Source organism: Pseudomonas sp. WJP1, from assembly GCF_028471945.1.
Lineage (GTDB): Bacteria > Pseudomonadota > Gammaproteobacteria > Pseudomonadales > Pseudomonadaceae > Aquipseudomonas.
The window spans coordinates 4810433-4824330 of the sequence record NZ_CP110128.1 but is presented as its reverse complement, the minus strand read 5'-3'; the positions used below and the strand labels follow the sequence as shown (position 1 = coordinate 4824330).

General features: G+C 61.7%; 11 protein-coding genes. 6 read left to right on the top strand and 5 right to left on the bottom strand.

Going from position 1 to position 13898, the window contains the following annotated elements:
- Window positions 1–105 precede the first annotated feature (105 nt).
- Together phnX and OH720_RS21660 are read right to left on the bottom strand one after the other, a co-directional pair.
- A complete protein-coding gene (phnX, locus tag OH720_RS21665) occupies window positions 106–933 on the bottom strand; it encodes a phosphonoacetaldehyde hydrolase (RefSeq protein ID WP_272602852.1) in 828 nt (275 codons plus the stop codon).
- A gap of 143 nt (window positions 934–1076) precedes the next feature.
- Complete coding sequence (locus OH720_RS21660; RefSeq protein WP_272602851.1) at window positions 1077–2186, bottom strand: 2-aminoethylphosphonate--pyruvate transaminase; 1110 nt, start codon at window positions 2184–2186, stop codon at window positions 1077–1079.
- A gap of 109 nt (window positions 2187–2295) precedes the next feature.
- Here OH720_RS21660 and OH720_RS21655 point away from each other — a divergent pair, with 109 nt between their 5' ends.
- Window positions 2296–3159, top strand: coding sequence for a LysR substrate-binding domain-containing protein (locus OH720_RS21655; protein ID WP_272602850.1), 864 nt, complete (start codon window positions 2296–2298; stop codon window positions 3157–3159).
- A 119-nt stretch (window positions 3160–3278) separates the two neighbouring features.
- On the opposite strand, the gene OH720_RS21650 is transcribed toward OH720_RS21655, so the two are convergent.
- The gene (locus OH720_RS21650; RefSeq protein ID WP_272602849.1) at window positions 3279–4151 is read right to left on the bottom strand and encodes a LysR family transcriptional regulator; all 873 of its coding nucleotides are present in this window, start codon (window positions 4149–4151) and stop codon (window positions 3279–3281) included.
- 267 nt (window positions 4152–4418) lie between these two features.
- On the opposite strand from OH720_RS21650, the gene OH720_RS21645 reads away from it, so the two are divergent.
- The gene (locus OH720_RS21645; protein ID WP_272602848.1) at window positions 4419–5744 is read left to right on the top strand and encodes an MFS transporter; all 1326 of its coding nucleotides are present in this window, start codon (window positions 4419–4421) and stop codon (window positions 5742–5744) included.
- 25 nt (window positions 5745–5769) lie between these two features.
- On the opposite strand, the gene OH720_RS21640 is transcribed toward OH720_RS21645, so the two are convergent.
- Window positions 5770–7179, bottom strand: coding sequence for a type VI secretion system Vgr family protein (locus OH720_RS21640; protein WP_272602847.1), 1410 nt, complete (start codon window positions 7177–7179; stop codon window positions 5770–5772).
- A gap of 224 nt (window positions 7180–7403) precedes the next feature.
- Here OH720_RS21640 and OH720_RS21635 point away from each other — a divergent pair, with 224 nt between their 5' ends.
- Both OH720_RS21635 and OH720_RS21630 read left to right on the top strand, forming a co-directional pair.
- Window positions 7404–8108, top strand: coding sequence for a YebC/PmpR family DNA-binding transcriptional regulator (locus OH720_RS21635; RefSeq protein ID WP_008063883.1), 705 nt, complete (start codon window positions 7404–7406; stop codon window positions 8106–8108).
- Window positions 8109–9096: 988 nt separating this feature from the next.
- Window positions 9097–10155 (top strand): IS110 family transposase, encoded by a 1059-nt coding sequence (locus tag OH720_RS21630; RefSeq protein WP_272606494.1) that lies wholly within the window; start codon window positions 9097–9099, stop codon window positions 10153–10155.
- Between the two features lie 418 nt (window positions 10156–10573).
- On the opposite strand, the gene zapE is transcribed toward OH720_RS21630, so the two are convergent.
- Complete coding sequence (gene zapE, locus OH720_RS21625; RefSeq protein ID WP_272602846.1) at window positions 10574–11704, bottom strand: cell division protein ZapE; 1131 nt, start codon at window positions 11702–11704, stop codon at window positions 10574–10576.
- Between the two features lie 244 nt (window positions 11705–11948).
- Here zapE and OH720_RS21620 point away from each other — a divergent pair, with 244 nt between their 5' ends.
- A complete protein-coding gene (locus tag OH720_RS21620; protein ID WP_272602845.1) occupies window positions 11949–12422 on the top strand; it encodes a MarR family winged helix-turn-helix transcriptional regulator in 474 nt (157 codons plus the stop codon).
- Window positions 12419–13888 carry an efflux transporter outer membrane subunit gene (locus tag OH720_RS21615; protein ID WP_272602844.1) on the top strand — a complete coding sequence of 490 codons (1470 nt, stop codon included), beginning with the start codon at window positions 12419–12421 and terminating at the stop codon, window positions 13886–13888. Before OH720_RS21620 ends, OH720_RS21615 begins: the two co-directional genes overlap by 4 nt.
- Window positions 13889–13898 lie beyond the last annotated feature (10 nt).

Here is a 13898-nt window from a genome sequence, read left to right as displayed (position 1 = left end):
GCCTGTGACGATTGGGCGTTCAATGCTCTAAATCAGTGGATTGCGCGAAAAAAAGCGCCAGCCCTTGAATGGGGCTGGCGCTTTATCATCAACAGAGAGGCGTTATCAATTGCTTTGCGGCATCTCGCCTTTGGCCAGGCGCTGGTTGATGTCGGCAATAACTTGTGGCAAGTCGGTGATGGTGTCGATCATGTAGTGCGGGCGCGAGCCTACGAACAGGGCGTGGATACGCTTGCGCTCGCTGTCGAGCGTGTCGCTGTCCAGGGCACGATAGCCTTCGTAGTCCAGGCCCAGCGCGTTGCCCGAGCAGATCAGCGCCACGGTCCACATGCCGGCACGACGGCCTTCGAGAATGCCCGGCACGGTGTCGTCGATCTTCACGCAGGCGGCCACATCGTCGATGCCCAGGGCGATCACGTTGGCCAACGCCTGGGCTGGCCATGGGCGGCCGTTCGGCACTTCGTCGGTGGCGACCACGTGATCGGCCACGTAGCCGTTGGTGGCGGCCAGCTCGACGACTTTGTCCATGACCTGTTTCGGATAACCGGAGCAGGAGCCGATCTTGATCCCCTGTTGGCGCAGGTTGGCGATGGTGTCCAGGGCGCCGGGAATCAGTGCCGAGTGCTCGGCGATTTTCTCGATCTGCAGTGGCATGAAACGCTGGTAGATGGCGGTGACGTCATCGTCAGTCGGCGTACGGCCGAACACCTTGCGATAGCGCTCGGCGACTTGTGGCTGGTCGCACAGGGTACGGATGTGGTCCCACTTGCCCATGCCCATCGGGCCACGGGCCTCTTCGATGGAGACCTGGACGTCGAACTCGGCGAAGGCCTCGACGAAAATCTGCGTCGGCGCGAACGAGCCGAAGTCGACCACGGTGCCGGCCCAGTCGAGGATGGCGGCTTGCAGTTTGGTTGGGGTGGTGTAGTTCATGGTGATCAAATTCCTGAATTGGCAATACGATTCAATGTAGGAGTGAGCCTGCTCGCGATGAGGCCATGTCAGTCGACATCAATGGTGAATGCCAGACCGCTATCGCGAGCAGGCTCACTCCTACAGGGGGAACGGGGTGTGGTTTAGATCTCTAGGACTTCCATCTCGCGCAGCACCTCGGCAATCGCCGCCACCGCTTCGCGCATTTCCGCCGGTTGCACATGGCCGATGCAGCCGACGCGGAACGTCTCGACCTGGGTCAGCTTGCCGGGGTAGAGGATGTAACCCTTGGCCTTGACCCGCTCGTAGAACTCCTTGAACTGATAACGCGGATCTTTCGGGGCATGGAACGTGGCGATGATCGGGGCCTGGATGGCGGCTGGCAGGAAGCTGCGCAGGCCTAGGGTGGCCATCTCTTCCATCAGGGCCTGGCAGTTGGCGGCATAGCGCTGGTGCCGGGCGGGCAGGCCGCCTTCTTCGTTGTATTGCAGCAGGGCTTCGTGCAGCGCGGCGACCACGTGGGTCGGCGGGGTGAAGCGCCATTGCCCGGTCTTGGCCATGTAGGTGTGTTGGTCGTGCAGGTCCATCGCCAGGGAGTGCGAGTTGCCGGCGGCGTTGGCCAGGGATTCTTTGCGGGCGAAAACGAAACCCATGCCCGGCACGCCTTCCAGGCATTTGCCGGAAGCGGCGATCAGCGCATCGAACGGCACCTGTTGGGCGTCCACCGGCAGCGCGCCGAAGGAGCTCATGGCGTCGATGATCAGGCGTTTGCCGTGCTGTGCGACCACCTGGGCGATTTCCGGCAGCGGATTGAGGATGCCGGTGCTGGTTTCGCAGTGAATCAGTGCCACGTGGGTGATGCCGCCATCGGCCCGCAGCAGACGGTCGACGTCGGCGGCGGTGGTCGGTTCGTCTTCGGCGGTTTCGAAGGTGCTGAACGAGCGCCCCAGCACGTCGCAGATCTTCGCCAGGCGCTTGCCATAGGCACCGTTGATCAGCACCAGGACCTTGCCGTCGCGCGGCACCAGCGTGCCGATCGCCGCTTCGACGGCGAAGGTGCCGCTGCCTTGCAGTGGCACGCAGTGGTGGCTGGCCGCGCCGTTGATGATCGCCAGCAGTTGCTCGCAGAGGCTGGCGGTCAGCTGGTTGAAACGGTCATCCCATGAACCCCAGTCAACCATCATCGCCTGACGGGTGCGGGCCGAAGTGGTCAACGGGCCGGGGGTGAGCAGGATGGGGGCGGCAGTACTCATTCTCGTGTCCTCGCAATCGATGGGATGAAGCTACGGGGCTTAAATTGCAATTTGCCGAGATATCAATCAAATTGTTTGTTGTTATGCCAGCCATCAGTGAGAGTTATTCATGAACCTGTTTCAGCTCCGCGCTTTCGATGCCGTGGCCCGTGAGGGCAGTTTCACTCGCGCCGCTGCTCGACTGTTCATCAGCCAACCGGCGGTCACCGGGCACATCAAGGCGCTGGAGGAGCACTACCAGATCACCCTGTTGCGCCGCACCGCCCGCAGGGTGGAACTGACGGAGGAGGGCACTCGATTGGCGGCGATCACTCGGGCGATGTTCGGCCTGGCCGAAGAGGCGCAAGCGATGCTGGAGGCCAACCGGCAGTTACTGACCGGGCGCCTGGAAGTAGCGGCGGACGGGCCGCACATGGTCATGCCGATGCTCGCGAGCCTGCGTGCGCGTTATCCCGGCATCACCGTGAACCTGCGCCTGGGTAACGCCCAGGAAACCCTGGCGGCGCTGTTGTCCGAGCATGCCGACGTGGCGGTATTGACCGAGGTCGAGCCGCGCAAGGGCCTGCACTTGCAAGCCCTGAGCGAATCGCGGATTTGCGCGCTGGTGCCCGAGGGGCATCCCTGGGCGCGGCGGACCAAAGGCGTGCCGCTCAAGGAGCTGGACCAGGTGATCATGGTGTTGCGTGAACCGAGTTCGATCACCCGACGCACCTTCGATGACGCCTGCGTCCAGGCGAAGGTCAATCCGCGGGTGTTGCTGGAGCTGGACAGCCGGGAAGCGGTGACCGAGGCGGTCGCTGCCGAGTTGGGGGTGGGCGTGGTGTCGTCGGTGGAGGTCAGCCATGACCCGCGGGTGACGGCGGTGCCGATCATTGGCGAGGGGTTGGTCAATCGGCACATGATGGGGTGCATGGAGCGGCGGCGGGATTTGCGTTTGATTCAGGCGTTTTTCGGGCTAGCGCCAGGCAGGTAGACCGAGGTGCGGCCATCGCGGGCAAGCCCGCTCCCACAGGATTTATGGTGGGCCACACATTGTGTTTACGACGCAAAACACTGTGGGAGCGGGCTTGCTCGCGAAGGGGCCAGACCTGTCTACACCAGACTTTCGCGCACCATCTCCAGAAACGTCGCCACAATCCGCCGCGAGCTCTGTTCGCGCAAACACACCAGCGTCTCCGTCAGCCGCCGTTTGCAATCGGTGATCGGCAACGCGCACACCCGCGAGTCGGCGCCGAATTCCGCCGCCGACACCACGCCAATCCCGATCCCCACCACCACCGCCTCACGCGCGGCTTCCCGACCTTCGACCTCGATCGCCGGGCGAATGCGGAACCCCGCGCCGGCCATTTCTTCTTCCAGGGTCTGGCGGGTCACCGAACCGATTTCCCGCAACACCAGCGGCGTGTCGTCCAGGTCTGCAAGGGTGATGGATTGGCGATCCGCCCACGGATGATTGCGCGACACGAACGCCACCATCGGGTCATTGCGCAGTGGTAGCGAGATCAATCGTTCGTCGCTGACCTCGCGACCGAGCAATGCCAGGTCGGCCTGATAGTTGAACAGGCGGAACAACGACTCGTCCGTGTTGCCGGTTTCGATCTTCACGCTGATGCCGGGGTAGCGTTCGCAGAACCGGGCGATCTGTGGCAGTACATGCACCGGCGCATCCACCGCCAGAATCAGGCTACCGGTCTGCAATGCCTGGGAATCCTGCAGCAATTCCTGGGCCTCGGCTTCGATCACGAACAGTTTCTGGGTGACGCTCAGCAAGCGCTCGCCTAGGTCGGTGAGGCGCACCGAGCGTTTGTTGCGGTGGAACAGCAGCACACCGTAGCGCTCTTCGAGTTTGCGCACTTGGTCGGAAATCGCTGGCTGGGTGAGAAACAACCGCTCGGCGGCTTTGGTGAAGCTTCCATGCACAGCCACGGCGTGAAAAGCTTTGAGTTGGGCGTGGGAAACCGACATGGGCGTCTCCAGTAACAAGCAGTGCTTATTTTGGAAATACGATAAATCGATTTCACTTATTAAACATTAATTGTTTCTATCCACCTCAGGCTCCGTGACTGCTCAGTCGAACAGCGCGGGTGCCATGAGCCTGTACGTATAACCACAGGACTCATCTGACCGCAATCGCCTACAGGGACAAGGCGATTTCGCAGTGCTCAACAATAAGAATACAGGCGTTTTTTTTTACATCTGCCGGCACACTCAGGCCCTGAGGTCAGAACCACAATGAACCAGCACATCGGCACCCTGAAGCGTTGGCGCGTGCAGATCTTCGCGATCACCTGGCTCGCCTACGCCGCGTTCTACTTCACCCGCAAAGCGTTTTCCGTGGCCAAGCTCGGTATCGGTGAAGATCCGACCTTCATGCTCGACAAGATGGCCATGGCCAACCTCGACGCGATTTACCTGACCGCCTACGCTATCGGCCAATTCACCTGGGGCATCCTGGCCGACCGCTTCGGGCCGCGGGTGGTGGTGCTGGGTGGCTTGCTGATTTCCGCGGCGGCGGCGCTGGTGATGGGCAGCTTCGCCACTTTGCCGATCTTCGCTACCTGCATGCTGATTCAAGGCCTGGCGCAGTCCACCGGCTGGTCGGGGTTGTGCAAGAACCTTGGCAGTTTCTTTCCCGCCCAACAACGCGGGCAGGTGTTGGGATTGTGGAGTTCCTGCTACGCCTTCGGCGGCCTGGTGGCATCGCCATTTGCCGGTTGGTGGGCCTATACGCTGATCGGTAGCTGGCATGCGGCGTTCATTTCCAGTGCGGTGGTGGTTGGGCTGGTCGCCGTGCTGTTTTTTATTTTCCAACGCAATAAACCGCAAGACGTCGGCTTGCCGGCCGTTGAGCCGGAGCCTGAGCTGAGCGCCGACGAGGCCCTTGCCCAAAGCAAGATCAGCCTGTGGGAGCCGTTGAAGGACATCCTGCGCAACCGCACGGTGCTGGTGCTCGGATTGGCGTATTTCATGCTGAAGCCGGCGCGCTACGCGATTCTGCTCTGGGGTCCGGTGATCGTTTTTGAACAGATGCCCTCGGTGGGCAAGGTCGGCGCGGCGATCATTCCCACCGCGTTCGAACTGGCCGGCTTGCTCGGGCCGATCATGATCGGCCTGGCCTCGGACAAACTGTTCGGCGCCCGGCGCATGCCGGCCTGTGTGATCAGCCTGTTGGCGCTGACCGTATCGCTAGCCTTCTTCATGGGCGCCCTGCATACCGGCAGTGTGGTCCTGGTGGTGGCCCTGCTGTTCGTCATGGGCCTGACGCTCTACGGACCTGACTCAATGATCAGCGGCGCGGCCGCCATTGATTTCGGCACCGCCAAGGCCGGCGCCACGGCGGCGGGTTTCGTCAACGGTTGCGGTTCGGTCGGGGCGATTCTCGGCGGATTGCTGCCAGGCTACTTCGACTCCGTGACCGTCTTCATCGTCTTTGCCGGCTGTGCGATGTTCTCTGCCCTGGTGCTGATCCCGCACTGGAACAGCCGCCCCGGGAGCCAGGGTACCCAGCATGCCTGCGTACCGAACCAGGCGATGATCATCAAACCCCTGCGTACCTGACCGATCCGGCAACCGCGGCTGATGCTCAAGGCGCGGGGTCGGTACGACTGATCAACCAGTCGAGCAGCAGGCGAGTGTCACTGCGTGGGGTGTCGGCGCGCACCGCTGGCGGGCGGCGACGCTGTCCACTGCTGGCGCAGAACACCGGACGGTCCGGGTCGCTGTCGAGAAAACTGACCCAGCCATCGCTGCCCGCCGTAGGCAGCGAAATCTCTTGCCCTGGGGCCTGGGGCATTGCCATCGCGACGGGTAGCCACAGCCCTGTGGCCGCCTCGGGATCGACATTCGTATCGGGCCACACACTCACTTGCAGGCGACCTTGATCATCCTGTTTCGCCTGCTGCCCGGCCAGGCCACAGACCCGGGCAGGCTGGAAACCGGGGATGCGCGGCCTGGCCTGGTCCAGGGGTGGGCGAAATATTGTCGACCACGGAATGGCCGTGAACTGATTGCGATAGCGCCGGGCAATGCTGTCCTCAGACAGGATCGAACCCTGCTGGCCTTGATGCCGCGCCTGGCAGACCAGCCACTGGTCGTTGAACCCCGGCACGGGATGGTCGGCCACCTGCACGATGCATGCGCTGCGTAACAGAGGCTGATTGCTTTGCCCGTGAAGCTGCAATTGCTGGCAACGCATACGCTGCAGGTCGCGGCGCTCGAGTTGATCTCGATGGCGCTGTTCCTGGGGAGGGCGGGGCGTGTGGGAAAAGGCGTGATTGGCCGCGGCTTCATCGACCTGGACACCGCGATTTTTCGCCTCCACTCGTGGGTAAACGGTTTGTGAGTCATGGTGCTGGAACAGCTCGCTGATCACAGGTGCAGTGCTTTCGCCCGATTCATCGCAGTGGAAAGGCATCAGCAGCGGCTCTTGGGGAAAACTCATGTTGTCGTCGGCCAATACCAGCACATGCCCGTGGCGGGAGTGTTCGAAGTGGTAGTGAATGCCTTCTTCCTCGCACAGGCGCTGCAGCAAGGCCAGGTCGGTTTCCTCGTACTGAATGCAAAAAGGCCGCAGGGGATAATGCCCGTCTGCCAGTTCCAGGCGATAGCTGTCGGCGTGCAGGTCATGCTCCTCCAGCAGCTGGCGCAGGATCATGGGCACGCTGAGGCGCTGGAAGACCCGCCGTGATCTGTATCGATCCAGCGCTTGAAGGGCGGGCACCAGGACCAGTCTGTAGCCGATCCGGCCGCGCCCCCGATGTTCGCAGCTGGCGCTGTGCAGCACGCCATGGATGCCCAGGCCTTGTCCCAGGTCGAGCAGCGCCGGTTGTTGCAGCAGCCGTTCGAGGTTGAGCGCCGGTGCCAGGCCGATCACTTCGATATCGAATCGATAGGGTTGGTTGAGGGCCTCGTGCCCACTGAACTGCACTACTTGCAAACTCAGGTGGTCGTCGAGGAGTGTGAGGGTGTAGGGACTTTCCTTGTCATTGTGCATCGAACGCGCTTCTGCCATGGAGTACGGCCACAGAGAGTACAAACCCGCATGCCTTGTGGACATCGCCAACCGAAATTTCAGAATCGCCCTACAACCATCGGTAAAGATGTCGATCCGTGGATGAGCCTGAGATTTTTTGGTCGATTGCCAACTTTAGGCCGTATAAACTTGGCGTCATGCGTCGGCCAATAGATGTTTCGGCGCCATAGACAAGAGAGTGAGTAATGGGCGCACAGTGGAAGGTTAAACACAAAGAAGCGGCAGCCAACGCCAAGGGCAAGATCTTCGGCAAACTGGTGAAGGAAATCACCATTGCTGCGCGCAACGGTGCCGATACCGCCACCAACGCACACCTGCGTCTGGTGGTCGAACAGGCGAAAAAGGCCTCGATGCCCAAGGAAACCCTGGATCGCGCCATCAAGAAAGGTGCCGGTCTGCTGGGCGAAACCGTGCAATACCATCGCGTCACCTATGAAGGCTTCGCGCCGCACCAGGTGCCGCTGATCGTCGAGTGCGTGACGGACAACATCAACCGTACCGTCGCTGAAATCCGCGTTGCCTTCCGCAAGGGCCAACTGGGCGCTTCCGGCTCGGTGGCCTGGGACTTCAACCACGTGGGCATGATCGAGGCCTCGCCGGACACCCCGGACGCCGATCCGGAAATGGCCGCCATCGAAGCGGGTGCCCAGGATTTCGAGCCGGGCGAAGACGGCGCGACGCTGTTCCTGACCGAACCTACCGACCTGGACGCGGTACAGAAAGCCCTGCCTGAGCAAGGTTTCACCGTGTTGTCGGCCAAGTTGGGCTACCAGCCGAAGAACCCGGTCAGCGGCCTGAGCGATGAGCAGATGGCTGAAGTCGAAGCGTTCCTTGAAGGCCTCGATAACCATGACGACGTGCAGGATATGTTTGTCGGCCTGGCCGGTTGATTTGCGCCCTCACGGCGACTGAAAAACCATCCTTGTAGCCAGGCTTGCCGGCGAAGGCGGCCTGGCATCCGACTAATCTCTCTCGACTTTACCCGATCCTGGCTTGCCAGCGATGACGGCCTAACAGCTGACCATTCTCGTTCAGGCGTACATATCCATTCCTGCGGTAACGGCCGCTTATGGTTTCGCTTTTACAGCGAGTCACTTGGAAAAGCCCCAAGTAACCAAGGGCTCTTGCCCCTGGCGTTCGGCCCCTCGCTAAGGCTCGGGGTACCCTCGCTCCGGTCCTGCTCCGTGGGCCCGCCGCGATGGGCCATCCTTGGCCCAGCGCGGCTAAACCGGCATCCATGCCGGTTTACCCACTGCGCAGAACCTCCACTCGGCCTCTCGAGGGGGCAAGAAAATCAAAAGCCAGATCAAGATCAAACGCAAAAGCGAGGCGGCCTGACAGCCGACCTGATTGCAGGTCGGCCAGCGATCCAACTGTGGGAGCCAGCCTGCTGGCGATGGACTTCCAGGCGAAGCTTTTATCCAGACAGGACACGTTATCGTTGGCGACCATCGCCAGCAGGCTGGCTCCCACAGGGGATCAGGTACACCCGTAAGAGTCAGGTCGGCTGTCAGGCCGCCTCGCTTTGGCTTTTGATCTGGGTGCCCCGTTAACCACGATGGCCGAACGCAGGCATTGCGCAGTGGGGAAACCGGCAGGACGCCGGTTTAGCCGCGCTGGGCCATGGATGGCCCATCGCGGCGACCCACGGAGCAATGCCGGAGAGAGGGCATGCCGAGCCTAAGCGAGGCACCGAGTGGTGGGGCAAAGCCTTTTGCTTACTTTTTGGCGTTTGAAAAAGTGAGTCGCTGTAATTGGATGGACTCGCCCGCGCCGAGGCGTCAATGCGCCACGGGGGCAGTCTAAGAAGCCACCGACAGCGAGGGCGAATCCATGAAAAAGCATACGACGGTTAAACAGTCTTTGTCTTCCAGCGATCTGTCGGCCTGCACGACAGTGGCGGTCGATTTGGCCAAGCAGGTCTTTCAGGTGGCAGGCGAAGACGCTCTTGGCCAAGTGCTTTACGAAGAACGCATCAAGTCGCGTGAAGCCTTTCATGCCTTTCTGCGCCAACTGCCGCCAAGCATAGTAGTGCTCGTGGAAACAGGTCCAGGCGCTCAAGCATGGGCGCGCCAACTACAGGCTCAGGGCAATCTGGCGCGGATTCTTCCGGCACAGCTTGTGGCCCTGCACCGCAGCGGCGCCAAAAATGATCGAAATGATGCACTGGCCATATTGCGTGCCGGGCGCGACAGCAAAATTGCCGCGGTCCCCATCAAAAGCGCCACCGCACTGGCCATGCAGGCCTTGCACCGGGCCCGCCAGGGTTATGTCCGTCGGCGCACAGCCATGAGTAACCAGATGCGCGGTTTGCTGATGGAGCATGGCGTTGTCCTGGCACAGGGTGATGCGGCGATCAACCAGACCCTGCCTCGGGTGCTGGAAGATGCCACTCAACCGTTGCCGGAGATGTTGCGTGAACTGATCGACGAGCTGCTGGGTGAGTGGCGCCAACTGGGCGAACGGGTCAACGTCCTGACCGGTCGCCTGGAGAAGGCCGCGAACGAGGACAAAACGGCCCGACGGCTGATGACCGTGCGCGGGATCGGCCCGATCATCGCCACTGCGCTTTTGGCCAAGCAGACCGACCCTGAGCGCTTCGCCAATGCACGCCAGTTCGCCGCCTACTTCGGCATGGTGCCTGAGCAGAAAAGCAGTGGGCAGAAAATTCGCCTGGGCCGGATAAGCAAACGCGGCGACAGCTATGTGCGCAGCCTGATGGTTCAAGGTGCTCACGCGGTATTGAGGCATTTGCGCGCGGATTCGGAGCTGCCCGACGATCGTCGCTTGCAACGGTGGCAGGCCCGGCTGGGGCGCAAGGAAGCGGCGATACGCTTGGCGAACCGCAACCTGCGAATCGTTTGGGTGCTGCTACAAAATGAGCAGACTTACCGCAGCCAACCGGCCCATGGCCGGCCAGCTGCGCCAAGTCACTGAACAAAAGCGTTCTGCCACCGGGGCGCCACGGCGCTTCAGCCCCTGCTAGAAAACATTGACCCCAGGTCAGACCGTCGCGGATCGATGCCTGCGCTCTTACCGGCCTTCGAGGCCTGCATGTAATCGGCATACCGCGAGCTCAACCAATGTCGGCCAGAAGCCGCAGACAGGGCTTCCTCGAACAGGCCTTATACATAGATGCAACCGGGTAGCAGTGTTTGAAAAACAGGTGGCCAGTGGGGGCGAGTCCATACATAAGAGCGAAACCATAAGTGGCCGTTACCGCAGCAACGGATATGTACTCAGAAAACAATCTCCCACAACAAGCTTCGACGCGGCATGGATCAACGTTGGTAGAGGCTCAGGAGCTGCCGCAGGCTGCGATCTTTTTCTTCAATCCCCAGAAAATTGCCCCGACTCAAACCCCCTCCCTTACCTCCACCAATTGCCCCAACCGACTACGCGTACGCGCCAGGTCTATAGCGTCACCGCCCAGACTTTCGCGCAGGGAGCGCTGGCCCAGCAATGTCAGGTGCTTGTCCTGGTCATACAAAACGTCGACCAGGTTGATGAAGCGCTGCTGGGCGGCAATCGAGCAGTCGGCGAGGTCGGGCAGGTCGTCGATGATCCAGTGATCGAAGCGTCGGCACAGTTCCAGGTAATCCATGACCGCTGTGGGGTGGTCGCACAGGTCGCTGAAGGTGAAGCCGACGGTGCGTCCTTCGCAGAAGCGGGCCGATAGGTGGCGAGTGCCAACGGGCAGGGCAATGGCCGGTCCGTTCGGCTCCGGAAGGTTCGATGCCTGGCGTTGCGCCAGCGTGGCGGGCCAGACGTAGCGGCCCTGGGTGAACAGCTGGTGCGCATGGGTTCTGGCGAGGCTGCGATAGTCGTGGGGCCCGCCGACTTCCATGACCTGCATGCGCGCATTGATCAGGTCGATCACCGGTTTGAAGCGCGCATGGTAAAGCGGGTTGGGCAACAGGCCTTCCGGCGGGTAATTGGAAGTGACCAGCAGCAGGATCCCGCGGTGGAACAGTGCCTTGAACAACCGCGTGATGAGCATCGCATCACCGATGTCATGGACGTGAAACTCGTCGAAACACAGCACCCGGCAATCGCTCAGCAATTCATCCAGCGTGGTCGCCAGCGCATCCGGTTGGTCGCGATGGCTGAACATGCCCTCGTGCAGGCGGGCAAAAAAACCGTGGAAGTGCAGCCGCTGCTTTTGGGCAAGGGGGATCGCCTGGAAAAAACCGTCGAGCAGCCAGCTCTTGCCACGCCCAACGGCGCCGTGCAGGTAAAGCCCGGGCAGTGTCTTGCCCGTGGTGCTCAGCAGCTTTGAGGCGTGCTGCGCCATGCAGTCGATGACCCGTTGTTGGCTATGGCTGAGGGTGTAGCCCTGGGAACAGGCCTTGCGGTGAAAGTAGTCGTGGATGACCCGCGCATGCGCGCAGTGGCTGTCGGGCCTGGCCGATACCTTGCCAAAGAGGCGGCGCAACGCTGGCCAGCGCGGTGTGAGTCGCGAATGTTTGGGTGGTCGAGCGGCCACTGTGATGTCCCCGTGATCTTCAGTCCGGCTCCTTTAGCCGCGGCGGCTTAGTTTAACCAGTTGGGTAGTTTTGCTTCCAGTTGTGCCGTCGGTTTTGCGAGCGATGAGGTCGGTAAATCAGCCCAATATCCGACGCCTTTGGTCAAGTAATTGCTAAGCAACCTAACAATTACGTTGACATTGACTGCCTAGGCAGTAACATCTCGACATACATTCACTGCTTAGGCAGCTAATTGGTGTCCAGATGAAGCATTTCACGCCAGACGATTTCCACAATTGCCACCTCGGCCTCCTGCTCGGGCGCGCGGCGTTGCTCAAGGACCGGATCATCGATACGCACATGGAACCCCACGGCATCACCGCGGCGCAGTTCAAGGTGCTGATCATCATGGCCCAGTTCGGCGTCGATTCGCCGGGTGAGCTGTGTCGGCACCTGTCCCTGGACAGCGGTTCGATGACCCGCATGCTCGATCGTCTGGAGCAGAAAGGTTTCCTCGCACGCCAGCGCTCCGAGGCGGACCGTCGTCAGGTGCAGCTGGTGCTGACCGAGGAGGGCCAGAAACTGGCCGATCGCCTGCCGCACATCGGCGCCGAAGCCATGAATGAACTGGCCGGGGCCATCACTCCGGAAGAACTAAAAACCCTGGAGTCGATCCTGAAGAAAATCCTGGTGGCGGCCGGTGACTCGATCACCCTGCTGCGGGTAGGTGACCAATGAGCATTAAATCCTTGCGCAGCGGCCTGAGCCTGGTGCTGTTGGCCATGAGCCTGGCCGGTTGTGCCAGCTACAGCGGCCTGACCACCGAAGGCGTCAGCCTCGATGCGAAGAACCTCAAGGCCGGGCAATCCCTCAGCGGCGTGACGCTGTCGCAGGCGGCCTGGCCAAAAAGCGACTGGTGGAAAAGCCTCGGTGATCCGCAGCTCGACGGCCTGATCCGCGAAGCCCTGCACGACAGCCCCGACATGCAGATCGCCGACGCCCGTGCCCACCAGGCCAGCGCCGCCGCCTACGCTGCCGACGCCGCGCGGATGCCGACCCTGGATGCCAGCGCCGGCGTCAGCCGTTCGCGTCTGGCCCGGGACCAGGACCCGCTGGGGCAGGGCGACAATTACTCCACCGTGCGCAACATCAGCGCCATCTTCAATTACAACTTCGACCTCTGGGGCGGCCAGCGTGACGCCTGGGAAGCGGCGCTGGGCCAGGCCCGTGCTGCCGAAGTCGACCAGCAGGCCGCGCAATTGACCTTGTCCGCTGATGTGGCCCGTGCCTACAGCGACCTGGGGCAGGCGCACATCGTCCATGACCTGTCCGCCGAAGACCTCAAGCGCACCCGGCAAATGCTTGAGTTGAGCCAGCGCCGCCTGAGTTCCGGGATCGACAGCCAGTACCAGTTCCAGCAGACCGAAAGCCTGGAAGCCACCTCCGAAGCCAATCTGATCGACGCCGAGAAGCGCCTGCAAAGCGCCAAAATCGCCCTGGCCGTGCTGCTTGGCAAAGGCCCGGATCGCGGCAATGAAATCACCCGGCCGAACATTCTCAAGCCAGGCGCCGTGGCCTTGCCGTCGGTACTGCCGGCCGAACTGCTCGGACGTCGGCCAGACCTGGTGGCCGCGCGCTGGCGGGTCGAAGCGGCGAGCAAGAATATCGATGCCGGCAAAACTCAGTTCTATCCGAACTTGAACCTCAGTGCCGCGGCCGGTGCCGAATCATTGTTGGGGGATGCGATGTTTGGTTCGGCCAGCCGCTTCTTCAATGTCGCGCCGACGATTTCCCTGCCGATTTTCGACGGTGGCCGTCTGCGCGCCGACCTCGATTCCCGCGACGCCGACTACGACCTGGCGGTGGCGCAGTACAACAAAACCCTGGTCAGGGCGCTGGGCGACGTCAGCGACAGCATCAACCAGCTGCGTGACATCGGTCGACAAATCGTGGCCCAGCAACACGCCACCGACATCGCCCAGGACTCTTACAACACCGTGGTCCAGCGCTACGGTTCCGGCATCGGTAACTACCTGGACGTGCTCAGCATCGAGCAGCAGTTGCTCCAGGCCCAGCGCCAGCTGGCCAACCTGAATGCCGAGCAGATCGACCTGTCGATCCAGCTGATACAGGCGCTGGGCGGCGGTTTTCAGCCTGAGGCGATTGCCTCGGCCACTGCCGCGCCCGCCACGCTGACCCAATAATTCAAGGAAT